We start from the raw sequence: 25,204 nt of genomic DNA, 5'->3' as shown, positions 1-25,204 counted from the left end.
ATGGCAGATTTTTACACAAATCAAACTGAAGAAAATCTCATCTATCGTGTGATAAAAGAGGGCTTAGGCTTTGAGTCTGAAAATGAGATTCCAAAATATCTTATCTTGCGTTTAGCCCTAGCCTTAGCGTTGCGATTAAAGCCTTTGCCACTAGATTCTACTCTTTGGCAGGAAAGGCAATTAAGCGGAAGCAGGGGTAAAGAATATCATTTAGAGCAACTCAGCGGCAAAGATAAAGGTGAAAATGAAGATATGGATCTTTTATATCGGGCTTTGCTTACAGAGAAATTTCACGCCTATTTACAAGTCGATTTATTTAGCGATGATAAGGCTTATACTGCTTTGCTTGGCAAAAATATACAAAGGGGACTTTTTGAGATATATCACTCGTGGAAAAATAATGACTGCTTTTATCAATGGTGCAAGGATAATTTAGGCTTTCATTTACAAAAAGAAGACTTTATGCAATCTCGTCAAGATTCTACAAATACACAAGATTCCACACTTTTTACAGAGATAGAATCTTATTTTGCGAAACATAATATTGCCCTTACACATTTAGAAACACTCAATTCTTATAGACATAGAATTTGCAAGGTTGAGGTAAAAGACCCGCTTAAAATACAAAGCTTTGAAACACAGGCAAAATACCTTGATAAAACGACTACATTATCTAATGTGAAAATCACTTCTTGTAAGGGTTTAGCAAGGACTTATAATATTGAAGTAGAAAAAAAAGATTCTGAGTGGAGCTATCCTAGCAAAACAGAGATTGAAAATGCTCTCTCTTTATTGCCATCGCAAGGATATAAACTGCCTATTTTTGCGGGATTTGATATAGAGAAAAAGCCCTTTTATTTTGACTTAGTAAAAGCAGTGCATTTGATTGTCGCAGGGAAAACAGGTAGTGGGAAAACGATATTTTTGCAAAGCATAATACATTCTCTTTTATTGAGTAATAAAGCAGAAATTGTGGTGATAGACCCAAAACTAGGCATTGATTATCAAATCTTTGGCGATAAAATAAGGCTTATTACAGAGAGTGAAGAAGCGTGTGAGTTTTTAGATGATTTGATAGAAGAGATGAAAGAGCGAAATGAGCGTATGGTAACAGCAAAAGTAAGTGATATAGAATCGCTTGACTTAGCATATAAGATTGTTTTTGTTGAAGAGCTAAATTTTGTGATTAGGGATAATAAAGAGATTGAGAAAAAACTTGCAAAAAATATGTTTATCGTGCGTCAAGCAGGGATTCACATCATACTTGGTATGCAAAATCCAGATTCTAAGAATCTAAGTAGCGATTTACGAAATAGTGCTAGTCGCATAGCTTTATGTGTAGCTAAGGCAGAAAACTCTAGAGTGATACTTGGTGAAAGTGGGGCTGAAAAACTGAGTGGTAAAGGCGATATGCTAATCAAGCTAGATAGTGCAAGTAGCCCAAAACGAGTGTTTGGTGTAAAGCTTTATGAGTAGCTTACAACCACTTCGCATTCCCTGTAAAGCTTACAGATAGCCAAATCTTATAGCTTGGAATATCAAGGGATTTTTCAATCCTATCTCGCACGCAATCAAACTCCGCTACCGAGCTAATCTTGCAATTTTTATCTACTAAGATATTCACTTCCACCATATAGAATCGCCCCGATTTCGCCACATGCGTATCATAATCGCTAAAGCCAAAATCCTTACTCAAAGATTCCATAATCTGCGTGATTTTAGAATCAATCTCACTTGGGGCAACCATAATCAAATCTTTAAAATTCGCAATGGCTATACGGATAGGCGAGACACACAGCATTAACGATAGCACCGCCAACAGCAAAGGATCAACATACATCGCCAAAGCACTCTTAGGACTAAGTAAGAAATAAATCACACCAAACGCCCCCAACGCCCCCAAATACAGCACGCAGTCAATCTTCCACTCCGTATTATCCACTTTAATCAAATCAGATTCTAAAAGTCGCGTATAAAACAGCGTATAAATAAACAAAATCGCACAAAACACAAACGCACACAGACTATACGCCACCGCCCCGCCAAGCTCCACTGCATAGCCGCCGTGAATGATACTCTGCAAAGCGTTGATAAAAGCATACACGCATACAAAGACTAGCACAAGGGATTTAAAGAGATTTACCATAGGCTCAAAGCGGACATAGCCGTATTGAAAAATATCATCATCTTCTTTGTAAATGTAGCGAGAAGTAATCACGCTTAATGCCCCAAGCCCCACGCTAATTAACGCTACAAAGCCATCAAAAATCACCGCCATAGATTTGACAAAGATTCCAAAGCTAATGCCAAAAATCGCTAGGATTAACGCACTATACATTGAGACTTTAAGGACAAACTGCTCTTTTTGTGCGGCTTTTTTAGAATCTGTCTTAAGGGCGTGTTTTAAGGCTAGAATCTGTGCTTTATGCTTGTCTTGATTCTGTATTGCGGGGTGTTTAGATTCTGTGTGATTTAGTGAATCTGGCTTAGAATCTTTTTTGTATTTCCGCACACTTGTGCCATAAGAGCGGTGGTTGTATGATGTATCTTGCTGTGTAGTCATTATGTAGCCTTGTGGGTTAGTATTCTTACAAATGATTATGATTAAAAATGATTAATACGCAAAGGCTAGAATTGCGGGTGTATTTTGGGAGTTGAAAGGGTAAAAATGATTCAAAAAATCAACACAAAAATCACTATGGGTAAAAATCTAGCGTGGCTTTTAATCCTTATTGGTGGGATTTGTGAAGTAGCGTGGGTGAGTGGGCTAAAGTATGCCGACACACTACCGCTAAAAGCTTTGACCGGTGTTGGCATTGCTTTTTCCTTTACTTGTGCGGTTCTAGCGATGAAAAGGCTAGAGGTTAGCATTGTGTATAGTGTGTTTGTTGGCATTGGCACGGGTGGTGTGGTGATCGCTGAAATTGTGCTATTTGGCGAGGAGGCATCACTCATAAAAATCGCTCTTATCTCAACGCTTATGCTTGGAGTGTTGGGGCTAAAATGTAGCGTCAAAGAGAGTAAAACCGCACAAGACATACACGATCATTTACCCCAAGAGCTAGAATCTTTGTTTATAGAATCTAGCGATACGCAGGATTTTCAACACAATATTAAGCAAGATTCTAAAAATGGTTCAAAAAAAGCTGAATCTAGGGCTTCTAATACAGATTCTACAAAGGATAAATAATGCTATCTTGGATTTTACTTTTTATTGCTGGGGTGTTTGAAATCGCTGGTGTATGGACGATGAAAAAGCTCATCGATACCAAAAATAAAATCTATATCTTATGTCTTGCACTGATTTTTGCAGGGAGCTTTACCTGCCTATCTATTGCTATGCAAGAGATTTCTATGGGCGTGGCGTATGCGATATGGACGGGCATTGGTGCGGCTGGTGGTGTGCTTGTGGGGATTGTGTTTTTTAAAGAGGATAAGTCATTTTTGAAGCTTTTTTGCGTATGTGTGATTATCGCTTCTAGCGTGGGATTAAAGGCGTTGGGATAGATTTTTCACACAAAAGGCAAAATTTTCATTATAATGCGTGGTTTAGATTCTGTATTCACATCACATCAAAGGGAGAGAATTATGGCAATTAAAAAAGTCGTTTTGGCATACAGCGGTGGGCTTGATACAAGCGTGATTTTAAAGTGGCTTGGGGATAATTACAACTGCGAGGTGGTAACTTTCACCGCAGATATTGGGCAGGGAGAGGAAGTAGAGCCCGCAAGGGCTAAGGCTTTAAAGCTTGGCATTAAGAGTGAGAATATTTTCATTGAGGACTTGAGAGAAGAGTTTATCAAGGACTTTGTGTTTCCTATGTTTCGGGCAAATACCATTTATGAGGGCGAATATCTGCTAGGCACAAGTATCGCGCGACCTTTGATAGCAAAGCGGCTTGTAGAGATAGCAAAAGCCGTTGGAGCGGACGCAGTAGCACATGGCGCAACGGGCAAGGGCAATGATCAAGTGCGATTTGAGCTTGGAGCGTATGCGCTAAACCCTGATATAAAAGTCATCGCCCCTTGGCGTGAGTGGGACCTAAACAGCCGAGAAAAGCTTTTAGCCTATGCGGAATCTGCTGGTATTAGCATTGAGAAAAAGCCTAATAAATCGCCATACTCAATGGACGCAAACCTGCTTCATATCAGCTATGAAGGGCAGATTCTAGAAGATCCAAATGCTGAGCCTGAAGAGGATATGTGGCGTTGGAGTGTCTCACCGATGAACGCACCAAATGAGCCTGAATCTATCAAGCTTGAGTTTGAAAAGGGCGATGGCGTGGCGATTAATGGAGAGAGATTAAGCCCGGCAAGATTCTGGGCGAAACTCAATGAGCTAGGGGGCAAACACGGCATAGGGCGGCTTGATTTAGTAGAAAATCGCTATGTGGGTATGAAGTCTCGTGGCTGCTATGAAACGCCCGGTGGCACGATATATCTAAAGGCGCATCGTGCGATAGAATCACTATGCCTTGATAGAGAGGAAGCGCATTTAAAAGATTCTATTATGCCTCGCTATGCGGAGTTAATCTACAATGGCTACTGGTTTAGCCCGGAGCGAGAGGCACTTCAAGCATTGATTGATAAGACACAAGAGCGTGTGAGTGGCGTGGTGTCTTTAAAGCTGTATAAAGGCAATGTGATTGTCGTAGGAAGAATGTCTAAAAACTCACTCTTTAACGCCGCATACAGCACCTTTGAGGAAGATTCTGTATATAATCAAAAGGACGCCGCAGGGTTTATTAAACTCAATGCCTTGCGTTTTATCATCGCTGGGAAAAGCAGGAGGTAGGAGCAATGACTCTGCATTATGTCAATGGCAGAGTGATGAGAAAGAATCTCAATAATCACTTTGACGCCTATTTTACAAAGCCAGAGATTGCCAAAATGCTTTTTGAAAAAACTAAAAAAATCATAGCAAAGTATGAAAATTTAGATAAATACACTTGGCTAGAACCAAGTGTTGGTGATGGGTGTTTTTATTCGCTTTTGCCTGAAAATAGAATCGGTATTGATATAAATGCAAGTAAATTTGATATTTTACAAGGCGATTATTTGCAATTTGAGTTGCCTAAAAAGCCCCTTATTGTGATAGGAAATCCGCCTTTTGGGCATCGTGGAGTGTTAGCCTTAGAGTTTATTAAGCATTCTAAAAATGCGGATTTTGTGTGTTTTATTTTGCCGATGTTTTTTCAAAGCTTGGGCAAAGGCTCAGTGCGTTACCGCATAAAAGATTTTCATTTACTCTATGAAGAAGCTTTGCCACATAATTCTTTTTATCTTGAAAGTGGTAGGGAAAAAGATGTAAAATGTTGCTTTCAAATTTGGAGTAAAGATTATAAAAGTGAGAGGCAAGAATTTAGCTGGTATGCTCAAAAAGAAAAGCAAGAACCTTTTAGTAAGATTCTAAAAGTAGTAACGGTATCTTTAGCGAAAAATAGAGAGTGTGGAAAGGAGTGGATTTTTAACAAAAAAGCTAATTTTTATCTCTCTAGCACTTTTTTTAAAGAAAATGCAGTGGTAAAGGATTTTTTTGGGGTTAAATATAAAAGCGGAGTGGCGATTATTTATAACGACAATGCACCAAAAGAAAAGCTTAATGAGTTGTTTTTGAACGCAGATTGGATAAAGTATAGCTCACTTGCTACAAATGGTTGTAGGCATATTGGCAAATCACATATTTTTCAACTTTTAGCTGAAGCGGGGTTTTGATGGACTTAGAAAAACTTTTATTAGAACTTATAGAGCAAAAATATAAAGAAGTGCAAAAGAAGCAAAAAAGCGGAATTTTTGAGAATATTTTGCACTTTGAGGGCAATGCCATAGGGCAGATTGGAGAAAAATTTGTTAAGGAAGTGTTTAAAGCCTTAAATCTACCGCTTGATGAATTGCCACAAGAAATTGTCCACGATGAGTTTGACCTGCTTTCTCGTGGTAAAAAAGTGGAGATTAAAACCGCAAGAAAAGGCTTAAATAACAATACTTTTCAATTTAATGGAATTAATCCAAAATACAATTATGACTATATTATTTTACTAGGTATTACAACGCAAAGTGTGCATTATTATATTGTGAATAAAAAGCAAGATTATCACTATAATCACACCTTAAGAAAAGAATATATTGAAGTTAATGACAAAGACAAGCAACCTGTAATGATGAATCCGGGCAATCAGGTCAATCTTAAGCTGACATTGAATCTAAAAGAATTAAAGCCGATTGCAAATTTTGCTGATGAGTTAAGAGATATTTTTTTGGTATAAGTGGGTTGTAAAGTTTTTATGCTTACAATAAGCGTTTTCGTTTTTAAATATTTTTAAGGAGAGAGAGTGTCGCAGGTTATTACCATTACTTCAGGCAAGGGCGGCGTGGGGAAATCCACCGCTACGGCAAACTTAGCCGTGGGACTAGCCCAAGAGATAGAAAAAGAGAATAAAAAGGTTGTGGCGGTTGATTTTGACATAGGGCTTAGGAATCTTGATATGCTTCTGGGGCTTGAAAATCGCATTGTGTATGATGTGATTGATGTAATGGAAGGCAAGTGTAATCTCTCCCAAGCCCTTATTAATCATAAAAAGACAAAAAATCTCTACTTTCTCCCCGCTTCGCAAACAAAGGATAAGACGATACTTGATAAGGATAAGGTTGGCGTATTGATTGATGAGCTAAGGCAGAAGTTTGATTTTGTGCTGATAGATTCTCCAGCGGGGATTGAAGGGGGATTTGAACACGCGATTTTATGGGCGGATAGGGCATTAATCGTGGTAACGCCAGAGGTTAGCTCCGTGCGGGATAGCGATAGGGTGATAGGCATAATTGATGCAAAAAGCCATAAGGCACAAAATAATGAAGAGGTGCAAAAGCATATCATCATTAACCGCATTAAGCCAGAGCTTGTGAAAAAGGGCGAGATGTTAAGCGTGGAAGATGTGCTTGGGATTTTGGCATTGCCACTTATTGGGCTAATCCCTGAAGATAGTAAGATTGTGAGTGCGACAAATAATGGTGAACCGGTTATCTATACACAAGCCCCAAGTGCCAAATCATACGCAAATATCGCAAAGCGGATTCTTGGAGTAGATGTGCCTTTTGAGAGCTTAGAGAGTGAGGGAATGCTAGGGGCATTAAAAAGGATATTTAAATGAATTTGTTTGGTATGTTTGGTGGCTCTAAAAAAAGTGCGACAAACGCAAGGGAGCGGCTTAAACTTGTGCTATCCCACGAACGCACCGCAAATATCCCCTACCTTGAGGATATGCAAAAAGAGATTCTGCAAGTGGTGCAGAAATACACAAAAGCAACCGACATACATTTTAGCACAAATAGCAATAGCCACATATCCACCCTTGAAGTACAGATCACGCTAGGACAAATCACGACAAGGAATGTATAAGTGAGATTTTGCCTTTTTGTGCTTTGTGGGGTTTTTACGCTTTTTACACCTGCTACATTATGCAGGGCGGATTCTATCTCAAACCTTGCAGAATCTAAGAGCGATTCTAAGGTTATCGCCCACCCTTTGATTCGGGGCTTTAGTCAAATATTTCACAGACTGCATTCGGATAATTTTATAGAGCTTGATGAGATGAAACACAATAAGCCTACACGAGAGAATAACACAGAATCTGCAGATTCTAATGACTTTAATCAAAACGATACGCAAAGCCCCACGCAAGGTTCAACGATTGACAATAAGACCACATCACAGAATCCACAGAATCCACAAAATCTCGACACGCAAAATTCGCAGAATCTGCCCCTTGCTTCAAAGCCAAAGGTTTTACTGATAATGGACGACCTTTCAAAGCTCTCTCAAATTAAGGCTTTAGAATCTTTGCCCCTTAATATCACACCCTCCATTTTTCCTAAAACTCGCCATAATGGTATAACGCCAAATCTCGCTAAACGCGTTATTCAAAATGGCAAAATTTTTATGATTCACCTGCCCCTAGAGGCACAAAATTTTATGCAAAAAGAGCTAGAGCCTTTAAAAGTTGGCATTGATAAGCAGAGTTTAAAAGAGCAGATTCTGCAGATTAAGCAGGACTTCCCACAGCTTGTGTATCTTAATAATCACACCGGATCAAAATTTACCCAAAGCAAAACGGATATGAAAAACCTGTTAGAAGTCTTTGATGAGCTTGATTTGAAGTTTATTGATAGTGTTACAATTCCTAATCCCGCAAGTGAGATTCTCGCTAAAGAGCAAAAGCGGCTCATAATGCAAAGGGATATATTTTTAGATAATCAAACAAATATCGCTTATACCAAAAAGCAACTTCAATCACTTATCCAAAAAGCAAAGAAAAAGGGCTATGCCATAGCCATTTGCCACCCGCACCCTAGCACTTTTAAGGCGTTAGCACAAATGCAAAAGGAGCTAAATGCTAACTTAGAGCTTGTTTCACCCAGTGAGTTAGAAAACTTTTTGCGTGAAAATAACACTTTGTCCTATGTGCGTTCGCCATTTTTCTAGATTCTAATGTGCGTTAAAAATCTCAAGGGGTGCAAGATGAAAGCAGATATACAATCTTTAGAATCTATCCCTTTAAATCTTAAAGCATTAAAAAATCCACCAAAAAAGCTTTTTTATAAGGGTGGGGCATTAGATTCACTGCTTCAAGCACAGCCTAAAATCGCCATTGTCGGCACAAGAAAGCCTAATCCTTACACAAAGTCCTTTGTTGCTAAACTCGCTTCAAATATCGCAAAGCTTCAAGGTGTAGTGGTGAGCGGAGGGGCGATTGGTGTGGATATTATCGCACATATTCACGCTTTTCCACGCACGATAATGTTCTCCCCCTCAAGCCTAGATATTTACTATCCGCGTTCAAATAAAACAATGATTGAAAAAATGATGCAAGAATGTGCGGTAATAAGCGAGTATGAAAGCCCATATATGCCCCATAGATTTAGCTTTTTAGAACGCAATCGGCTTGTGATTGCCCTAAGTGATGTGGTGATTATCCCCCAAGCAGATAAGCAAAGTGGCTCAATGCAGAGTGCTAGAATCGCCTGTGAGCTTAAAAAAGAGCTTTTTGTCCTGCCTCATCGTTTGGGGGAGAGTGATGGGACACAAGAGCTTTTAGCCAAGGGCAAGGCACAATGTATTTATGATATAAATGCGTTTTTGGAAGGGATTTTTGGCGTGAAATTGCAAGAAAATGATGAGGTTTTGGCATTTTGTATGAAGAATCCTAGCTTTGAGGAGGCGTATTTAAAATTTGGTGAAAAGATTTATGAATACGAGCTTGAAGGCAAAATCGTGCGTGAATCTGGAAGCATACGGGTGCTTTAATGGAAAACAAAAAGATTCTAGCCTGTGATGTGGGGCTAAAAAGGATAGGTTTAGCGGTTACACAACTTGGCATTATCCTGCCAATAGAGCCAATCATACGCAAAAATCGCAATCAAGCCTCTAAGGAACTAAGCGAGATATTAAAAACGCGTGAGATTGAGATTCTAGTCGTTGGACTGCCAAGCGGTGGGGAAGCGGGGCATAGTGATACGCGTAAAAGAATCTTGCATTTTGTGGGGCTTGTTGCATTTGGCGGGGAGATAGCCTATATTGATGAAGATTATACAAGCCTAGAGGCTTTGCAATCAAGTGCGTATATGGGAGTGCAAAATCGGCTTAAGATTCAAAAAGATGGGCGGCTAGATTCTCTTAGTGCGACTTTGATTTTAGAAAGATTTTTAGAATCTAATAATCCTTTATAGGCGTTATTTTAATAACATAAACATACTTTTGTTTGTAAAAAGTATGTTAGAATCTTGGCGTGATTTTTGCACTCTATATTGAGATATTAAAGGCAGGTTATGGCTTTGAAAACCCCTATAAAAACGACAAATAAGATTCTAGATATTTCACTCAAACTCTTTAGCACTTATGGCTTTGAAAATGTCAAAATGCAGGATATTATTGATAAGTTAGCATTGAGTGGATACACAAAGGGGGCAATTTATCATCATTTCAAAAATAAAGAGGATATTTTGTATGCGATTTTGGGGCGGTATGATGAGCAGAATGAAAAGATTTGGGAGATTGAACGCTCTCAAATCAATGGACGCGATAAGCTAAAAGCTCTTATCCTGCTTCATCTTAAGCATATTTTGACGCACAAGGAGATTATTAAAAGCTCATTATCGCTTTTGCGTTCTATGCAGACATTAGCCTATAAGCAACAGCACATACAAACACATCTTACGCCCATTGTAGAATCTATGATAGAAGAGGGCAATAGCGATGGCTCACTGAATGTAGCCTATCCAAAGGCAGCGAGTGAAATGCTCGTGTGGGGTGTGCATATATGGCTTGATAATGCGTTGTATCCTTTGAATCAAATGGAATACACCTATAAAGTGCGGCATTTGCGGATAATGTGCGAGGGTGTGGGCTTAAGCGTGATTGATGAAGAGATAAGTGCGGAGTTTCTTGCCGTGTGGCGAGAGATACGATAGCGGAGAGCGTGTTGTGCGTGAAGTGCTGTGTGTCGTGTAGTGTCTTTTAGAATCTAGCCCCCAAACCAAACCACAGAATCCAAAACCGATTCTATCCTTTGTCATACTGAGTGTAAGCGAAGTATCCCTGCTTGAAACATTTTGATTTTTAGAGTTTTTCTTTTCTTTCTTTCTTTTCATAAGGGGGGGAGGGGGCTTGAATTTGCAAGTGTGGGTTTGTAGCTTCGCTACTGTGCGCGAAGTCGGCTCGTAGTCGTGCCACTCGCTCCCCCTTATATATCGTTCGCAATCGTGTCGCTCACCCCTACAACGCTTTTATAGGTTTGCATTTCACGCGATTTAATTTTATGTGGCAAAGTCGTGCCTTGCCACTGCTATAGTTTTAGAATCTACTTGAGATTCTGCGCTAACAGAATCCATAGAATTAATGGTTGCACACAAAGTGTGCAACCATTACTCTCGCCTGCTTTGTGGTGTATAAAATCGGATTCAAGGCGGACAGAAGTGTCCCTCTGCCGATTTTATGCTAGTAGAAGGAATAGCGAGGCTCTCCCCTTGATTGCCGATGTAGTCTCGCAAATCCCGTAAGGGTAAAAAGCGGAGACTTTTTCGGGGCTAAGGGGTGAGCGACACGATTGCGAACGAAGAGGGATAAACCTTTTTTCTTTTTGCGGAAGTGGTAGAGAATATTTTTTATATTTGTGAATCTTGATAGATAGATTCTGTTGTTTTGGAATCCATACTCCCCTTAAAAAATAAAAAACTTAGAATCTTAGAATAGATACTTCGCTTCGCTTTAGTCGTGATAAGATTCTGCGGTTTTTGTGGATTGCTTCAGTCCTAAAGAGCTTCGCAATGACGGAGAAAGGGTGTTTTTTTGCTGTCGTTGCTAGAATCCGCCTCTGCCCTTACAATCAAGCTTTGTTTTAGCCCGATAGATTCTATAATACACTGTTCTAAGGCTCTTTGCTCCCCATTATCCACTTCGTGATCAAAGCCTAAGATATGCAAAAAGCCGTGGATAAAAAGCAAACTTATCTCATCTATCAGGGTATGATTGTAGCTTTCACTCATTGCTTTGGCAAGCTCGGTGTTTATCACAATGCTTCCTAAAAGGCGTTCAAATGGGGCGGTGCTATCTAAGGGGCTAAAGTCAAAATCGCTTTCCATAAAATTGCCCTCCGCAAAATCACACGCCATAAAATCACATTCTAAAGGGAAGCTTAGCACATCTGTTGTGCTAAGCTTGCCCCGATGTGTGCGGTTAATCTCTCTCATTGTTTTGGAATCTACAAAAACCACTTCAAGACTGCAATGTGAAAAATCCCCCTTGATTAGCCCAAGATTCCCTATCTCAAGCAAAAGCTTCTCTAGCTCATTTTTATAAGGGCTACTCTCATCTATCTCAAGCTGTGGCATAGGGCTAGATTCAGTGTATCGTGTTTGCAAAGTTATCTCCATTGTATTGATTGTATTTTGTGTGGCGTTTTGGTGTGGATTATACATTTTTATGGGATTTATCTCAAGTTTAGAATCCCTTTTTACAATCTCTTATTTAGAATCTTGTAGCTTGATAAAAACTCACAACTTGCTATAATGCAAACTCATTTTTTGTAAGCAAGGAATCGCTATGGTGGATTATGGGATTAACTTTTGGGGCAATAATGACTTTATTATTTCTGAAGGCAAGGTTAAGGTGAATTACAAGCATAGACCAGCTCTTATTGATATCGTTCAAGACGCAAGAGAGCGGGGGTATAAAGGACCTTTGCTTTTGCGTTTTCCACATTTAATCAAAAATCAAGTGGATAAGGTGTTTAAGGCTTTTGAAGGGGCGATTAAGGAGTATTCCTACAAGGGCAAGTTTAAGGCGGTTTTTCCTTTGAAGGTTAATCAAATGCCAAATTTTGTTTTGCCCCTTGTGGAGCAAAGCCAAGATAAATGCTATGGACTAGAAGCAGGGAGCAAATCCGAGCTTATCCTAGCTATGGCTTATACGAATAAGAACTCGCCCATCACGGTAAATGGATTTAAAGATAAGGAGATGATTTCTCTAGGTTTTTCAGCGGCGAATATGGGACACGACATTACGCTAACGATTGAAGGGCTAAATGAGTTAGAGACAATTATTGAAGTGGCACACGAACTAGGAGAGCCTTATCCAAATATAGGGCTTAGAATACGCCTTCACAGCACAGGTGTGGGAATCTGGGCAAAAAGCGGGGGTATAAACTCAAAGTTTGGGCTAACAAGCACAGAATTGCTAGAAGCCATTAAAATGCTTGAAAAAGAGCAATTACTGCATAAATTTACGATGATTCACTTCCACATCGGCAGTCAAATCAGCGATATTTCACCGCTTAAAAAAGCCATACGAGAGGCAGGAAACATCTATGCCGAGCTAAGAAAAAAGGGGGCAAAAAACCTGCAATGTGTGAATATCGGCGGAGGCTTAGCGGTGGAATACACCCAGCACGAGGGCAAGAATAATCGCAACTATACATTAAGTGAGTTTAGCGGTGATGTGGTGTTTTCACTACGAGAAATTGCGAAAAATAAAAAAGAGCCAGAGCCGGATATTTTTATAGAATCTGGTCGTTTTATTGCCGCAAGCCACGCCGTGCTTGTGGCACCGGTGCTAGAGCTTTTCTCACAAGAATACGATGAAAAAGCCCTGCGTCTTAAAAAGAGCAACCCACCGCTTATAGAGGAGCTTTTTGACTTGTATAATAGCGTGGTTGAGAAAAACGCCATTGAGTATTTGCACGATAGCCTTGATCATATGGAATCTTTACTCACACTTTTTGACTTGGGCTATATTGATTTGCAAGATAGGAGCAATACCGAAGTGTTGGTGCATTTGATTATCAAAAAAGTTATAAAGCTTTTGAAGCATAAAAACTATAATGAGATTTTGCAGATTCAAGAGCAGGTGCAAGAGCGGTATTTGCTTAATTGTAGCTTTTTTCAAAGTTTACCTGATTATTGGGGCTTGGCACAAAACTTCCCTGTTATGCCACTTGATAGGCTTAATCGCCGCCCAAACCGTTCTGCTAGTTTATGGGATATTACTTGTGATAGTGATGGTGAGATTGCTTTTAATGCGAGTTCGCCCCTATTTTTACACGATGTAGATGTAACAAAGGAGGAGTATTTCTTAGGATTCTTCCTTGTGGGGGCGTATCAAGAGGTGCTGGGAATGCGACATAATCTTTTTACGCACCCAACGGAATTTAGCGTTGAGTTTGATGATGATTTAAATAAAGGCTATGAGCTAGAAAATCTCATTGAGGCACAGACGATTTTAGATGTGCTAGATGATTTAGATTATGATACAAAGGATATTGAGCGGCGGCTAAAGCAACATATTGAAGAAAATCAAAATCTTGATAGTGAGGGCAAAAAGGAAATGCTAGGGCGATTATATGTAATGCTAAGTGAGAATGGCTATCTCCGCACCATTACGACTAAAAAGCAATAGGCTAGTTTGAGATATGGAAACACAAAAAGCAGAAGAGCAAAAAGTTAGCTTGTGGCAGATGATAAAAGAGGATTTTTGCATAGTGCGGCAAAAAGACCCTGCGATTAATAGCAGTATAGAGCTATTTTTTAATTATCCCGGGCTTATTGCATTGGTGCATTATCGTATCGCACATCGTTTGCATAGGGCTGGATTCAAGGTTGTGGCTAGAATCATTATGGGACTTACAGGTTTTATTACAAATGTAGATATTCACCCTGCTGCAAAGATAGGTAGGCGAGTGTTTATTGACCACGCCATTGGTGTGGTGATAGGCGAGACGGCAGAAGTTGGCAATGATGTGATGATTTATCAAGGAGTAACGCTTGGAGGGACAAGCCTTGATAAAGTCAAAAGACACCCTACTATTGAAGATGGCGTGGTGATTGGAGCGGGGGCTAAGATTCTAGGGAATATACGCGTTGGGGAGAATGCTAAGATTGGGGCAAATTCTGTGGTGATAAAAGATGTACCTAAAGACTGCACGGCAGTTGGGATTCCCGCACGGGTAATAGTCAAAGGCAGGGCAAAAGAAGCAAGTGCGATAAATAAGCTACCTGATATTGATAGAGCATTGTTTGAATATCTTTTAAAACGCATACAGATTTTAGAATCACAGATTGTAGAATCTATGTCAGATTCTGCTGAAAATGCTACATCACAAAAACACCAAAATGAAAAAGAAGAACTAGATAGAATCTACTCGGCTTTCTTGCGTAGTTTGAGGGGGTAAATCTTGCTTTGGTAGATTTGGAAAGATTCTAAATTTGCCTAAAGACATAAAACAAAATCATTTATGGAAGTTTTGAGTTGGAATTATGGCTTTACCAAGCCTAAGGCAAAGCTTTTGGGGCTAGGGGAGATAAGCCTAGAGCTACGCAAACACTCACTCAAGGCTTTAGCCAAAGGCAAGTAATCCTAAAATCCGTGGCTTATGATAAAACAAAAATATCAAATGGATAGTTTTTGCCACTAGCTTTTAAGTCTAAATACGCATCAATAGCTGTATATTCGCCCTTAGCGTGGGATTTGTGTCGCTCTTTTGCCTTATCAATCATCTCTAGTTCAAACAGCACATAGAAAAACGCCATTTCCGCATTTTCATCATTATCCGCACATTCTTCAAAGAATCTAATCCATTCATCAGGGTTTAATATACCTTTGCTTTCCTTGGCGTATTGGATATATTCAAACGCATCACACCCCGCACTTTTGAAGCTTTCACTTAAATGCTTAGTTTCAATCGTGTTTGGATATTTCAAATACACCTGCAATAATTCCTGCACCAAAGCTTTATCAAGGGTAAGGTTTGGTAGCTGGGCTACAAGCTTATCTAAATCTTTTGAATCACCATTTTTTAGAATCTCAAGTGCTGCGTAGCTTTTCAGCTCATCTGGGCATTCTTTATCTAAAAGTGAAAAGCCATTTTTATAATCGGCTTTAATCTTATTTTTGAGATTTTGGAGATTAAACTTATTGTCCTTGCTTAAATGATATTTTTTCAAATCCACAACTTTGCCGCTCATCACATCTTTGTAGGTTTCAAATAGGCTATCAATTTTTCGGTTAAAACTCTCCATAGAATCAAGTCTAGGCTTAAGATAGAATCTTTGCAAAATTTTTGATAAATCCCCAAAGGCTTTGCGTTTATATACGCGGTCTTTAATGGGTTGATTGAGTGCTTGTTCGTTGATTTGCGTAAGGAGCTTGTCATAGTCACTTTTACGATGATAATCTTCTAGCATTTCTTTCGCCCACGCTGAAGCAAAGAAAATCAAAGTCATTATAAAAAACACAAGCACAATCCCTAGAATCCAAACCGCCACAGGTAATGTTAGCTGTGTTGTGCTAAAGGGCAAATCATAAGTATAAGTGCTAGATTCCAAACTATACACATATAGCCCCATAATAAACATAAAGACAAATGAGAAAATAACATAATATTTGAGTTTCATCTATCGCTCCTTTTTTTGAGATTTTTCATAAAGCTCACGGCAGTTAATGCAATACTTTGCGTGAGGCTTGACTTTGAGACGCTCTACATCAATTTCATCATCGCACATTTCACAGATTCCAAAGATACCATCTTTAAGCTTTTGCAAGGAGTTGCGAATATCACGCATTTCATTATGATACAAATCAATCATACCCATTTCTAAATTCCCCTGCAGTCCAGCCCGGACAATATCACCCTCATCTTTATGATGCGTATCTTGGATATTTTTTATCTGCGTATTTTTGTGGCTGATACTTTCACTGAGCTTGTCAAGTCGTTCATTAAGAAGTGTTTCAAAAAATTGATAATCAATCATTGTGTCCTCCTATGTATCTCTATTTATGGTAAGGGTGAGATTGCAAAATACTCAATGCCCGATAGATTTGCTCACACAGCACAAGTTTAGCGATTTTATGGCTAAGGGTTAGGGTGCTAAGACTAATGCTTTGACATAGATTCAAAAATTCTTTTTCAAAGCCATACGCTCCACCGATAAAAAATTGAATGATATTTTGGGAATCTAAAAGGCGTGAAAAGCCTTGCGAATCATAGCTTTTCCCTTGTGGGTGCAGGGCGAGATTAAGGGCATTTGGCTTAATATATGGCAAAAAAGCCTGTGTGTAAGCATTTTTAGCGTAAGTGGCTGAAATCTTTTGGGCTTTAAGCACATTTTGGGGCATAAGCTCAAAGCTTTCTATATAAGCACCAAACTGCCTACACTGCATACATAGCTCCTCTTGCACCGCTTGGTATTTTATGTCTTTTTTAGCTATAGAATAGATGTTGATTTGCATAGCTTGGGTTAAGCATTTTACTTAAATCACTTAAAGTTTTTTTCAAATCTTTGCGATCTACGACCATATCAATAAGCCCATGTTCTAGCAAAAACTCCGCGGTTTGGAATCCTTCTGGTAAATCCGCACCGATAGTTTGCTTAATCACTCTAGGACCAGCAAAGCCTATAATCGCACCGGGTTCAGCAATGATAATATCACCTAAAAACGCAAAACTCGCACTCACCCCACCAAAAGTGGGATCAAGTAGCACGGAGATGAAAGGGAGCTTTGCATCGGCGAGTTTATTTAACGCAGCGGAAGTTTTTGCCATTTGCATAAGTGAAAAGGTGGATTCCTGCATTCTTGCTCCGCCACTTGTGGATAGAATGACTAAAGTCTGCTTTTTAGCCACCGCTCTATCAATAGCACGGACAATCTTTTCCCCCTCCACAGAGCCGAGAGAGCCGCCCATAAAGGCAAAGTCAAATAGCACAATTTGCATTTCAATACCATTTAAAAGTGCTTCTCCTGCGATGACTGAACTTGCCCTGCCTGTTTTCTCCTCCCCTTCAGCAATCCGCTTTTTATAGCTTTTTTTATCCACAAATTCCAAAGGGTCAATAGGGCGTAAATCTTTATCAATTTCAATAAAAGTGTCTTTATCACATAGCATTTCTAGGCGTTCTTGTGTTGAGATTCTAAAATGATAGTTGCATTTAGGGCAGATATGGGATTGTGAGAAAACCTCTTTATAATACATCAAAGCATTGCAACCGGGGCATTTGAGCCAATGATTAGGTGCATCGTTTTTTTGCTTTTCCATTGCCTCTTCTTTTTTCCCTTTGAAAAAATCGCCAAGACCCATAATTATCCTTTTGAGTTATCTAAAAAGTTGAGAATAATATCAAAAATATGCTTATCTTTGCTTATAAGTGTCCAATTCTTTGAAGAAATGTGGTGCAAATTCTCACACAAAAATAATCCTGCTTTGCTATCAAACTTCCTTATTTCCCCCATAAAAAGCATAAAATTGACTTCATACGCCTTTGCCATAGATAACGCACTTGCCCCCAAAGAGCGGAATTTTAAGCCATTTTCATACAAAAGCTTGGCAATATGTGGGTTGCTATATGCTTTTTCAAAGATTCCACATTTGCTTATGGGTGTAGAATCTAGTGGCATAAATGCCTTGTCTTGCTTAGATTCATACTCATAGAGATAGAATCTAAAACATTGAGAATCTTGTCTTATCACGCATTCTTTGGAGCAGAAATTAATAATAAGAGCTTCCTTGCATTTGTCATTTTTATCACATAGGGCTAGACTCGCTCCGTAATAAGGGATATGTGAGAGAAAGTTATCACTCCCATCAAGTGGGTCAAGCACAATGTAATCACTCCCCGCACCTTGTATAAACCCGCTCTCTTCGGATTCTATACTTGCTAATGTGAGTAAATGCTCTTTGTAGATTCTCTCACTATATAAATCCACACCAATGCTAATATCGCCCCCTGCACCTCTTGTATGCTTTTCATACAGCGATGAATCTTGCCGTTGTAATGTAGCGATAATGACTGAAGAAGCCTTTAAGGCTTGATGTAAAAATGCACTCATATTTGCCCTTATTTTTTAGAAACTTTAAGCTAGAATTATGCGTTAGAACTTCTTAAATTAAGGAATCAAGTGCAAGGTTATATTCTCCAAATGCAAAAAACACGCACAGAAGATATGATTGTCAAGATTCTTACTCAAAGGGATATAAAAACGCTGTATAGATTCTATGGGGCAAGGCATAGCATTATTAATATTGGGCGAAAGATTGACTTTGAGGAGCAAACCCAGCTAGGCTTTTTGCCCAAACTCAAACATATCGTGCATCTTGGGTATAGGTGGGAATCTCGGCACGATAGGTATTATATTTGGCAGCATTTTATTAAGCTTTTATATAAGCATTTAGCCGATGTGTATGAGATTGATAGCTTTTATTTTGAATTGCTAGATTCTGGGGCGGATAAGCTTATGTTGCAAAATCCCAAACGCGTAGTGTTAGAGATGTATGCGGCTTTGCTTAATCACGAGGGCAGAGCGTTTATTGATATGAATAATCAAATGCAATGCTTTGTGTGTCAGCAACGCTTAGCAGATTCTGCGGCATTAGGCAGAGCGTTTTTACTTGCTCACAAGGAATGTATTGGTGGCAGGGCATTTATACTAGAAAAAATGAGTTCATTTTTACAAACTCAAAGCACGATTTTACTTGAAGATGATGAAGTGGATCATTTGTGGGAAATTTTGGGACTAGGGCTATAAAATTTAGCTTTAATTAAACTTAATTAAGAATATACAAGAATAATTGACTTATAATTGCAGAGCGTTTAACGCATATACTATCTATAAGGAGTTACTTATGTCATACGCAAGTAATGTTCTCAACAAATTAAAAGAGCAATATCCTTCACAGACACTTTTTCATCAAGCTGTGGAGGAAGTTTTTGAGTCCCTTGAACCGGCACTTCAAAAGGATAAGAGGTATGAATCTTATGCCATACTTGAGCGTCTTACGATTCCTGATAGAGAGATTCATTTTCGTGTAAGTTGGGTTGATGATAAGGGCAAGATTCAAACAAATCGTGCCTACCGCATTGAGTTTAACTCCGCTATTGGACCATACAAAGGTGGACTAAGATTCCACCCAAGCGTGAATGATGGTGTGATTAAGTTTTTGGGCTTTGAGCAGATTCTAAAAAACTCCCTTACAACACTTGCTATGGGCGGTGGTAAGGGTGGAAGCGACTTTGATCCAAAGGGTAAAAGCGAAGGTGAAATTATGCGGTTTTGTCAAAGCTTTATGAATGAGCTGTATCGCCATATCGGTGCGACTACTGATGTCCCAGCAGGTGATATTGGCGTAGGTGGGCGAGAGATAGGCTATCTCTTTGGGCAATATAGAAAACTCACAAACTGCTTTGAGGGCGTGCTTACAGGCAAGGCGATTCCGTGGGGTGGAAGCCTTGTAAGGACGGAGGCGACAGGCTATGGCTGTGTGTATTTTGCACAAGAAATGCTAAAAGCACGAGGCGAAAGCTTGGAGGGTAAAATTTGTAGCGTATCTGGTGCTGGAAATGTAGCCATTTACACGATTGAAAAGCTTTATCAACTTGGGGCAAAGCCTGTAACGGCAAGCGATTCTCAAGGTATGATTTATGATAAAGATGGCATTGATTTGGTGTTGTTAAAAGAGATTAAGGAAGCAAGAAGAACTTCTTTAAGCGAGTATGCCAAAGAGCGACCACAAGCGGTTTATACGCCAATTAGCCAGTATCCAAAAGATAGTAATCCGGTGTGGGCTGTGCCTTGCTTTGCGGCATTCCCAAGTGCGACGCAAAATGAGCTTAATGGCAATGACGCTAAGATTCTCCTTGCTAATGGCTGTAAATGTGTGAGTGAAGGGGCGAATATGCCTTCAACTATTGAGGCTGTGCATCAGTTTATCAACGCGAAAATCTGCTACGGACCGGGCAAGGCTGCAAATGCTGGTGGTGTGGCAGTGAGTGGGCTAGAAATGGCACAAAATGCAAGTATGAATCCGTGGAGCTTTGAAGTGGTGGATTCTCATTTGCATAAAATTATGGAAAGCATTTTTACAAATGCGAGTGAGACAGCAAAAGAGTTTGGCGATCCTACAAACCTTGTGCTTGGTGCAAATATCGCAGGATTTAGAAAGGTTGCTGGAGCGATGATTGATCAAGGCGTGATTTAACCCCTGCTTGTAGATTCTAAGTAGATTCCAAATCGTTAGGTTTGGAATCTATCTCCGCTTTTAAGATTTTTAAGATAAGGAGTATTAAATGGCTTTTATTGAGACAATCAATCCTATTCATACTTTGTTCCTTATGCTTTGCTCACTTCTAGTGCTACTTATGACGCCATCTCTTGCGATGTTTTATGCTGGAATGGTGAAGTCCAAAAACACGCTTAATACTATTATGAATTGCTTCATTGGCTTTGGAGCAATTTCTCTGCAATGGATTGTTGTGGGGTATAGCTTGAGTTTTGGGACGGATAGCTGGTTTGGGATTGTGGGGAGCTTGGAACATTTGTTTGTCGCAAACACTACTAGTGTCAATGAAAATGGAATCCCAAATATTTTGTTTGTCATCTTTCAAATGATGTTTGCTCTCATCGCTACGGCAATTATCACAGGCTCACTTGTAGGGCGTATCAAGCTTGGTGTGCTTGTGGTGTTTTTGCTTCTGTGGAGCACTTTTGTGTATGATGTTTTGGCACATATGATTTGGAGTGAAAATGGCTTTTTACTTGCACGAGGTGGCTTAGACTTCGCTGGTGGCGGTGTGGTGCATATTAGCTCTGGTGTGGCTGGGCTTGTGGGAGTGCTGATTGTAGGTGCGAGAAAAGAGAATATCCCCTATACGCAAGGTGCGCATTCTGTGCCGTATGCGTTTTTGGGTGCGATACTGCTTTTCATCGGTTGGCTTGGGTTTAACTCTGGGAGTGCTGGAAAAGTAGATTCTATTGCTGTCAATGCTTTTGTTGTTAGCATTATCTCTGCTGCAAGTGGCTATTTTATGTGGGTGCTATTAGAGTGGGTCATACACAGACGCCCCACGATTCTAGGCTCACTTAGTGGGCTTGTAGCTGGGCTTGTGAGTATAACGCCCTGTTGTGGTTTTGTGAGTGTTGGCTCAAGTGTGCTTATCGGTGCTTTGGGTGCTTGTATCTGCTACTTTGGGCTAAGTTTTATCAAAGATAAGCTTAAGCTTGATGATTCGCTTGATGCCTTTAGTTTGCACGGCATTGGTGGGATTTGGGGTGGAATCGCCACAGGTCTTTTTGCAAATGGTGCGGTGAATCCAGCAGTAGTAGCACAAGGGGCGTTAGGTGAGGGCTTGTTTATAAGCGGGGAGTTTGAGCTGCTTATTGAGCAGCTTTATGCAATCGGGATTTGTATCGCTCTATCGGCTGTGGTAAGCTATGTGATTTTCAAAGCCATAGCGTTTTTTACAGATTTGCGTGTAGATGAGGAAGTGGAGAAACACGGGCTGGATTCTAGACTGCACGGCGAGAATGCGTATAATTCATAGGCGATAAACGCAAGGCAAATGCCGGTGGTGTGGCAGTAAGACGAGCTAGAAATGGCACAAAATGCAAGTATGAATCCGTGGAGCTTTGAAGTGGTGGATTCTCATTATGCCACGCACATTTTAAACTCAAAACAAAAGGGGTAAAAATGAATTGTATTAAACATAATGATGTGGTAGCTGTTGGTTCTTGTGGCAAATGCAATGTAGGGCTTTGCATGGAGTGCATAAATGATGCTATGCGAGATGATGACAATAAGCCGATGTGTCAAAAATGCACACTAGATGTGGTGATAGACCCGCACATTGCGTATTTGCAAACAGCATTAGGTCAAATCGCTCAAAAACGCATTATTTGGTCTGTCATACTTGTAATTGGATTGGCTTTAGGTATGCTTGGGTATTTTTCTGATTCTGTTATGTATATTATCATTGGTATCTTGGTGTGGAGTTGTGCTGGGTTTAGCGATAGAATGTTAGCAAGAGCTAATCAATCCGCAGAAGACGCTCATTATAACGCATTGGCTCGTCATAGAATGGAGACTGATGGTAGCTACTTGTTAGGTTCTATGATAGGTAAGGTTATTGGCTGGTTGCTTAGAGGCATATTTTTCCCAATAGTGTATTTGATATTTATGCTAACAGGTGTCAAAAAGCTAAAAAAGGAGCTTGCAGATATGCAGGAAGCTAGAGATATGCTCGTAAGCAAAATGTAAGAAAGCAATTAATCGCTTTTGTAGATTCTTATTCTACTTAGAATCTACACAAACTCCAATGCCTTTTTGCAGAGTGATGAAAGTGGTCTAGATTCTAGCTCTTTTTGTGAAAAGAAATATAGTTTTGTGTGTGGCAGGGATTGCGTTAATAGATTTAAGTGTTTAGAATCTAGTTTATATACATTTGCGGTGATAGCGTATTTTGTGTAGTGGTGCTTGAAACTGCCGCATTTATAGAATCTTTGCTTATTTGCAAGTGCTTCTAGCTTAAGTTGTGGGAGATTGTATAAGCCTTGATACAAGCCACCTTTATCCCCTTTTTCATACACAAAGGCAATCCTGCCTTTAGAATCTTTATATAACAAAAGATGCAGTGTAAGTGGGGTTGAAGAAGAAGTTTTTGGAGTTGGATAGAGCGTAGGATTTACCTTGCCATTGCAGAGATTTTGCATAGGGCAGATAAGGCAATTAGGCGATTTTGGCGTGCAAATCATCGCACCCAAATCAAGCAAGGCTTGATTATAATCAAAGCTGTGTTTTGTGTCTAAAAGCAAAAATGCAAGCCCGTCTAAAAGCTTTTGGTTAGGTTCGCGTAATGCAAAGATTCTACACAAAACCCGTCTAATATTCCCATCTACAAAACTCACACTTTGATGAAAACCAAAGCATAAAATCGCCCCTGAAGTATATGCCCCAATTCCGGGCAGTTTAAGCAAATCTTTGCGTGTATTAGGCAAAGTAGCATTATATTTTTCACAGCAAAGAATCGCCGCTTTTTGCATATTTCTCGCACGAGTGTAATAGCCTAAGCCCTCCCATTGCTTGAGTATAGAATCTAGACTTGCTTTTGCTAAGGATTCTAGTGTGGGAAAGGCGTTTAAAAATGGGGTGAAATAGTGTTCTTGCACTCTTTTTACTTGCGTTTGTTGCAACATTATCTCACTTACATACACGCCATAAGGGGCATTTTCACCTTTTAGGGTTCGCCAAGGAAGAGAAGTTCTGCCCTGTATCGCATACCATTCTAAGAGTTGAATCTGGTATTGTTTAGCAATGCCTTTTGCTTTGTGTGCGGAATTTGTATTCATAAAGGCAAGTATAGCTAAAAAACACAAGATGAGTAAAAACGCAAAAATAAATTATTTTTTTACTTTTTGCTGTTGAAAGTGTGGAGATTTTAGGACAAAAGCGATAGCATTGCAGTTTTAGTTTGTGCTTTTAGCTTTGGATTCTAGGATTTAGCGGATTGTAGATTCTAAAAACAACTTCAAGCGGAGGTGAAAAATGGGAGAGCATAAGACTTCTATGAAAGCTCCAAAGATTCTTATTCTTGGCGGTGGGTATGGGGGACTGCGTGCGGCTATCACACTGCAAGAGCAGCTTAAAACTCAAGCAGAGATTACACTCATTAGCAAACACGATTATCACTACCAAACTACACTCCTGCATAAAGTCGCCATTGGCACATTGAGCGCGAGAAAAGCTAGAATCTACTTCCGCAAGATTCTAAATCTAGACAAAGTGCATTTTATAAAAGATAAGATTCTCTCTTTTGACCCAGAAAATAAACGCGTCTTTGGTAATGGTGGGGCGTATGAGTATGATTATTTGGTTATTGCCCTTGGCTTTAAGCCTGATGATTTTGGCATTAAAGGCGTGGCAGAATACACTCACAAGCTTTCATCGCTCAATGCTGCCTTAAAGCTTGATAAACTTATAGAGTATAGATTCAAAGAATATTGTCATACGAAAAATGATGAAGATTTAAGCGTGATTGTCTGTGGTACGGGATTTACAGGCATTGAGTTTGCTGCTGAGCTTGGCTCTAGGCTAGATGAGCTATGTTTGATTGGTGGGATTCCACGGGAAGTGCCAAAGGTTACTTGCATTGGGCGGAGTGAAAGAATCCTGCCGATGTTTAGTAAAAAAGCAAGTGCATTAGCAAAGAAAAAGCTTGAAGCTTTTGGCGTTGATGTGATTTGTGATGGCGAGGTGGTGGAGTGCAAGGAGAATGGCGTTGTGATTAAGCAAAATGGGGAAGAACGACACATAAAGGGCAATACAATTTTATGGAGTGCGGGAGTGAAAGGCAATGATAGCCTTGAAAACTCAAGCTTTGAGACGACAAAGGGGCGGATTAAGGTTGATGAGTATTTGCGATGTCCGCAGTATAAGAATATCTATGTGGTGGGGGATTGTGCTTTGTATGCTTCAAGGGACGCTATCCACGCACCAACCGCACAGCTTGCCGCACAAATGGGGGATTATGTGGGGAAAAGCTTGATTAAGATTCTAAATGGCACAACGCAAAAGAAGCCTTTTAAGTTTCAGCACAGAGGCACGGTGTGTTCTATCGGGCATACCGATGGTGTGGGGATTATTTATAAAAAAAGTATCGGCGGGGAGTTTGCGGCATTTTTGAAAAACTTTATTGAAAATAAATGGCTGTATGGCATAGGTGGAGCAAAGCTTGTGTTTAAAAATGGGCAGTTCCGCTACCGAACGAGCAATTAGCAGGGGAGATTGCAGAATCAACTACACAATTCCCCTTAAAAACACATTGTGGGCGAGTTAGCTTAAAACACGAGTTGAAGTGTGTAAAATAAATTGCGTAAAACGCTACCTTAGCTAAAA

28 protein-coding genes are annotated in these 25,204 nt (G+C 39.8%); 19 read left to right on the top strand and 9 right to left on the bottom strand.

Features of this window, described 5'->3' with window-relative positions; translation table 11 throughout:
* Window positions 1-1,476 (top strand): FtsK/SpoIIIE domain-containing protein, encoded by a 1,476-nt coding sequence (locus tag HCN_RS10135; protein ID WP_014667443.1) that lies wholly within the window; start codon window positions 1-3, stop codon window positions 1,474-1,476.
* Window position 1,477: 1 nt separating this feature from the next.
* Here HCN_RS10135 and HCN_RS10130 read toward each other — a convergent pair whose 3' ends face one another.
* Window positions 1,478-2,563, bottom strand: a complete 1,086-nt coding sequence (locus HCN_RS10130) for a cation diffusion facilitator family transporter (RefSeq protein WP_014667442.1) — start codon at window positions 2,561-2,563, stop codon at window positions 1,478-1,480.
* 105 nt (window positions 2,564-2,668) lie between these two features.
* Here HCN_RS10130 and HCN_RS10125 point away from each other — a divergent pair, with 105 nt between their 5' ends.
* From HCN_RS10125 to HCN_RS10075, 11 genes are all read left to right on the top strand, one after another.
* Complete coding sequence (locus HCN_RS10125) at window positions 2,669-3,190, top strand: DMT family transporter (RefSeq protein ID WP_014667441.1); 522 nt, start codon at window positions 2,669-2,671, stop codon at window positions 3,188-3,190.
* Complete coding sequence (locus HCN_RS10120; RefSeq protein WP_014667440.1) at window positions 3,190-3,507, top strand: DMT family transporter; 318 nt, start codon at window positions 3,190-3,192, stop codon at window positions 3,505-3,507. The genes HCN_RS10125 and HCN_RS10120 overlap by 1 nt, the downstream gene beginning before the upstream one ends.
* An 81-nt stretch (window positions 3,508-3,588) precedes the next feature.
* Complete coding sequence (locus tag HCN_RS10115; protein WP_014667439.1) at window positions 3,589-4,794, top strand: argininosuccinate synthase; 1,206 nt, start codon at window positions 3,589-3,591, stop codon at window positions 4,792-4,794.
* Between the two features lie 5 nt (window positions 4,795-4,799).
* Window positions 4,800-5,714 carry a type II restriction endonuclease gene (locus HCN_RS10110; RefSeq protein WP_014667438.1) on the top strand — a complete coding sequence of 305 codons (915 nt, stop codon included), beginning with the start codon at window positions 4,800-4,802 and terminating at the stop codon, window positions 5,712-5,714.
* Complete coding sequence (locus tag HCN_RS10105) at window positions 5,714-6,265, top strand: hypothetical protein (RefSeq protein WP_014667437.1); 552 nt, start codon at window positions 5,714-5,716, stop codon at window positions 6,263-6,265. Before HCN_RS10110 ends, HCN_RS10105 begins: the two co-directional genes overlap by 1 nt.
* A gap of 66 nt (window positions 6,266-6,331) precedes the next feature.
* Window positions 6,332-7,147 carry a septum site-determining protein MinD gene (minD, locus tag HCN_RS10100; protein WP_014667436.1) on the top strand — a complete coding sequence of 272 codons (816 nt, stop codon included), beginning with the start codon at window positions 6,332-6,334 and terminating at the stop codon, window positions 7,145-7,147.
* Window positions 7,144-7,395: a cell division topological specificity factor MinE gene (minE, locus tag HCN_RS10095; RefSeq protein WP_014667625.1), complete on the top strand. Its 252-nt coding sequence runs from the start codon at window positions 7,144-7,146 to the stop codon at window positions 7,393-7,395. Before minD ends, minE begins: the two co-directional genes overlap by 4 nt.
* Window positions 7,396-8,478 (top strand): divergent polysaccharide deacetylase family protein, encoded by a 1,083-nt coding sequence (locus tag HCN_RS10090; protein ID WP_014667624.1) that lies wholly within the window; start codon window positions 7,396-7,398, stop codon window positions 8,476-8,478.
* 36 nt (window positions 8,479-8,514) lie between these two features.
* Window positions 8,515-9,300: a DNA-processing protein DprA gene (locus HCN_RS10085; protein WP_014667435.1), complete on the top strand. Its 786-nt coding sequence runs from the start codon at window positions 8,515-8,517 to the stop codon at window positions 9,298-9,300.
* Window positions 9,300-9,722 (top strand): Holliday junction resolvase RuvX, encoded by a 423-nt coding sequence (gene ruvX, locus HCN_RS10080; RefSeq protein ID WP_002955972.1) that lies wholly within the window; start codon window positions 9,300-9,302, stop codon window positions 9,720-9,722. The genes HCN_RS10085 and ruvX overlap by 1 nt, the downstream gene beginning before the upstream one ends.
* A gap of 99 nt (window positions 9,723-9,821) precedes the next feature.
* On the top strand, window positions 9,822-10,463 hold the full coding sequence (locus tag HCN_RS10075) for a TetR/AcrR family transcriptional regulator (RefSeq protein WP_014667434.1): 642 nt from the start codon (window positions 9,822-9,824) through the stop codon (window positions 10,461-10,463).
* Here HCN_RS10075 and HCN_RS11365 read toward each other — a convergent pair.
* On the bottom strand, window positions 10,401-10,643 hold the full coding sequence (locus HCN_RS11365) for a hypothetical protein (RefSeq protein WP_133246272.1): 243 nt from the start codon (window positions 10,641-10,643) through the stop codon (window positions 10,401-10,403). The two genes, HCN_RS10075 and HCN_RS11365, sit on opposite strands and share 63 nt — an antisense overlap.
* 660 nt (window positions 10,644-11,303) lie before the next feature.
* On the bottom strand, window positions 11,304-11,969 hold the full coding sequence (gene ybeY / locus HCN_RS10070; RefSeq protein ID WP_231997565.1) for an rRNA maturation RNase YbeY: 666 nt from the start codon (window positions 11,967-11,969) through the stop codon (window positions 11,304-11,306).
* Between the two features lie 124 nt (window positions 11,970-12,093).
* On the opposite strand from ybeY, the gene speA reads away from it, so the two are divergent.
* Together speA and cysE are read left to right on the top strand one after the other, a co-directional pair.
* Window positions 12,094-13,944: a biosynthetic arginine decarboxylase gene (speA, locus tag HCN_RS10065; RefSeq protein ID WP_002955968.1), complete on the top strand. Its 1,851-nt coding sequence runs from the start codon at window positions 12,094-12,096 to the stop codon at window positions 13,942-13,944.
* Window positions 13,945-13,957: 13 nt separating this feature from the next.
* A complete protein-coding gene (gene cysE, locus HCN_RS10060; RefSeq protein ID WP_014667432.1) occupies window positions 13,958-14,716 on the top strand; it encodes a serine O-acetyltransferase in 759 nt (252 codons plus the stop codon).
* 199 nt (window positions 14,717-14,915) lie between these two features.
* Here cysE and HCN_RS10055 read toward each other — a convergent pair whose 3' ends face one another.
* From HCN_RS10055 to HCN_RS10035, 5 genes are read right to left on the bottom strand one after another with little or no spacing between them, the layout of a single operon-like run.
* Window positions 14,916-15,938 (bottom strand): hypothetical protein, encoded by a 1,023-nt coding sequence (locus HCN_RS10055; protein ID WP_014667431.1) that lies wholly within the window; start codon window positions 15,936-15,938, stop codon window positions 14,916-14,918.
* Complete coding sequence (dksA, locus tag HCN_RS10050) at window positions 15,939-16,295, bottom strand: RNA polymerase-binding protein DksA (protein WP_002955965.1); 357 nt, start codon at window positions 16,293-16,295, stop codon at window positions 15,939-15,941. It abuts the gene before it with no gap.
* A gap of 19 nt (window positions 16,296-16,314) precedes the next feature.
* The gene (gene rlmH / locus HCN_RS10045) at window positions 16,315-16,773 is read right to left on the bottom strand and encodes a 23S rRNA (pseudouridine(1915)-N(3))-methyltransferase RlmH (protein WP_002955964.1); all 459 of its coding nucleotides are present in this window, start codon (window positions 16,771-16,773) and stop codon (window positions 16,315-16,317) included.
* Complete coding sequence (accD, locus tag HCN_RS10040) at window positions 16,745-17,620, bottom strand: acetyl-CoA carboxylase, carboxyltransferase subunit beta (protein ID WP_014667429.1); 876 nt, start codon at window positions 17,618-17,620, stop codon at window positions 16,745-16,747. The genes rlmH and accD overlap by 29 nt, the downstream gene beginning before the upstream one ends.
* 2 nt (window positions 17,621-17,622) lie before the next feature.
* Entirely contained in the window at window positions 17,623-18,369 is a 747-nt protein-coding gene (locus HCN_RS10035) for an inositol monophosphatase family protein (protein WP_014667428.1), read from the bottom strand.
* A 69-nt stretch (window positions 18,370-18,438) separates the two neighbouring features.
* Here HCN_RS10035 and recO point away from each other — a divergent pair, with 69 nt between their 5' ends.
* The 4 genes from recO (at window position 18,439) to HCN_RS10015 (ending at window position 22,570) form a co-directional block, all read left to right on the top strand.
* Window positions 18,439-19,065 (top strand): recombination protein RecO, encoded by a 627-nt coding sequence (gene recO / locus HCN_RS10030; RefSeq protein WP_014667427.1) that lies wholly within the window; start codon window positions 18,439-18,441, stop codon window positions 19,063-19,065.
* 97 nt (window positions 19,066-19,162) lie between these two features.
* Window positions 19,163-20,515: an NADP-specific glutamate dehydrogenase gene (gene gdhA / locus HCN_RS10025; RefSeq protein ID WP_014667426.1), complete on the top strand. Its 1,353-nt coding sequence runs from the start codon at window positions 19,163-19,165 to the stop codon at window positions 20,513-20,515.
* 106 nt (window positions 20,516-20,621) lie between these two features.
* Window positions 20,622-21,857 carry an ammonium transporter gene (locus HCN_RS10020; protein ID WP_172580143.1) on the top strand — a complete coding sequence of 412 codons (1,236 nt, stop codon included), beginning with the start codon at window positions 20,622-20,624 and terminating at the stop codon, window positions 21,855-21,857.
* A 146-nt stretch (window positions 21,858-22,003) separates the two neighbouring features.
* Window positions 22,004-22,570, top strand: a complete 567-nt coding sequence (locus tag HCN_RS10015; RefSeq protein ID WP_014667424.1) for a hypothetical protein — start codon at window positions 22,004-22,006, stop codon at window positions 22,568-22,570.
* Window positions 22,571-22,614: 44 nt separating this feature from the next.
* On the opposite strand, the gene mutY is transcribed toward HCN_RS10015, so the two are convergent.
* On the bottom strand, window positions 22,615-23,658 hold the full coding sequence (gene mutY / locus HCN_RS10010; RefSeq protein ID WP_014667423.1) for an A/G-specific adenine glycosylase: 1,044 nt from the start codon (window positions 23,656-23,658) through the stop codon (window positions 22,615-22,617).
* Between the two features lie 196 nt (window positions 23,659-23,854).
* Here mutY and HCN_RS10005 point away from each other — a divergent pair, with 196 nt between their 5' ends.
* A complete protein-coding gene (locus HCN_RS10005; RefSeq protein WP_014667422.1) occupies window positions 23,855-25,084 on the top strand; it encodes an NAD(P)/FAD-dependent oxidoreductase in 1,230 nt (409 codons plus the stop codon).
* The last annotated feature ends 120 nt before the right edge of the window (window positions 25,085-25,204 follow it).

Origin of the sequence: Helicobacter cinaedi PAGU611, from assembly GCF_000284635.1 — a bacterium.
Lineage (GTDB): Bacteria > Campylobacterota > Campylobacteria > Campylobacterales > Helicobacteraceae > Helicobacter_C > Helicobacter_C cinaedi.
This window is presented reverse-complemented; position numbering and strand designations above follow the sequence as displayed.

Bases quoted from the DNA above. Each gene is read 5' to 3' on its own strand.
- HCN_RS10135 (WP_014667443.1), top strand. From the start codon at position 1: ATGGCAGATTTTTACACAAATCAAACTGAAGAAAATCTCATCTATCGT.
- mutY (WP_014667423.1), bottom strand. From the start codon at position 23,658: ATGAATACAAATTCCGCACACAAAGCAAAAGGCATTGCTAAACAATAC.
- HCN_RS10115 (WP_014667439.1), top strand. From the start codon at position 3,589: ATGGCAATTAAAAAAGTCGTTTTGGCATACAGCGGTGGGCTTGATACA.
- HCN_RS10035 (WP_014667428.1), bottom strand. From the start codon at position 18,369: ATGAGTGCATTTTTACATCAAGCCTTAAAGGCTTCTTCAGTCATTATC.
- HCN_RS10120 (WP_014667440.1), top strand. From the start codon at position 3,190: ATGCTATCTTGGATTTTACTTTTTATTGCTGGGGTGTTTGAAATCGCT.
- HCN_RS10110 (WP_014667438.1), top strand. From the start codon at position 4,800: ATGACTCTGCATTATGTCAATGGCAGAGTGATGAGAAAGAATCTCAAT.
- HCN_RS10015 (WP_014667424.1), top strand. From the start codon at position 22,004: ATGAATTGTATTAAACATAATGATGTGGTAGCTGTTGGTTCTTGTGGC.
- ybeY (WP_231997565.1), bottom strand. From the start codon at position 11,969: ATGTATAATCCACACCAAAACGCCACACAAAATACAATCAATACAATG.
- dksA (WP_002955965.1), bottom strand. From the start codon at position 16,295: ATGATTGATTATCAATTTTTTGAAACACTTCTTAATGAACGACTTGAC.
- HCN_RS10085 (WP_014667435.1), top strand. From the start codon at position 8,515: ATGAAAGCAGATATACAATCTTTAGAATCTATCCCTTTAAATCTTAAA.
- HCN_RS10125 (WP_014667441.1), top strand. From the start codon at position 2,669: ATGATTCAAAAAATCAACACAAAAATCACTATGGGTAAAAATCTAGCG.
- HCN_RS10055 (WP_014667431.1), bottom strand. From the start codon at position 15,938: ATGAAACTCAAATATTATGTTATTTTCTCATTTGTCTTTATGTTTATT.
- gdhA (WP_014667426.1), top strand. From the start codon at position 19,163: ATGTCATACGCAAGTAATGTTCTCAACAAATTAAAAGAGCAATATCCT.
- HCN_RS10005 (WP_014667422.1), top strand. From the start codon at position 23,855: ATGGGAGAGCATAAGACTTCTATGAAAGCTCCAAAGATTCTTATTCTT.
- speA (WP_002955968.1), top strand. From the start codon at position 12,094: ATGGTGGATTATGGGATTAACTTTTGGGGCAATAATGACTTTATTATT.
- HCN_RS10105 (WP_014667437.1), top strand. From the start codon at position 5,714: ATGGACTTAGAAAAACTTTTATTAGAACTTATAGAGCAAAAATATAAA.
- accD (WP_014667429.1), bottom strand. From the start codon at position 17,620: ATGGGTCTTGGCGATTTTTTCAAAGGGAAAAAAGAAGAGGCAATGGAA.
- HCN_RS10075 (WP_014667434.1), top strand. From the start codon at position 9,822: ATGGCTTTGAAAACCCCTATAAAAACGACAAATAAGATTCTAGATATT.
- ruvX (WP_002955972.1), top strand. From the start codon at position 9,300: ATGGAAAACAAAAAGATTCTAGCCTGTGATGTGGGGCTAAAAAGGATA.
- minE (WP_014667625.1), top strand. From the start codon at position 7,144: ATGAATTTGTTTGGTATGTTTGGTGGCTCTAAAAAAAGTGCGACAAAC.
- rlmH (WP_002955964.1), bottom strand. From the start codon at position 16,773: ATGCAAATCAACATCTATTCTATAGCTAAAAAAGACATAAAATACCAA.
- HCN_RS11365 (WP_133246272.1), bottom strand. From the start codon at position 10,643: ATGAAAAGAAAGAAAGAAAAGAAAAACTCTAAAAATCAAAATGTTTCA.
- cysE (WP_014667432.1), top strand. From the start codon at position 13,958: ATGGAAACACAAAAAGCAGAAGAGCAAAAAGTTAGCTTGTGGCAGATG.
- HCN_RS10130 (WP_014667442.1), bottom strand. From the start codon at position 2,563: ATGACTACACAGCAAGATACATCATACAACCACCGCTCTTATGGCACA.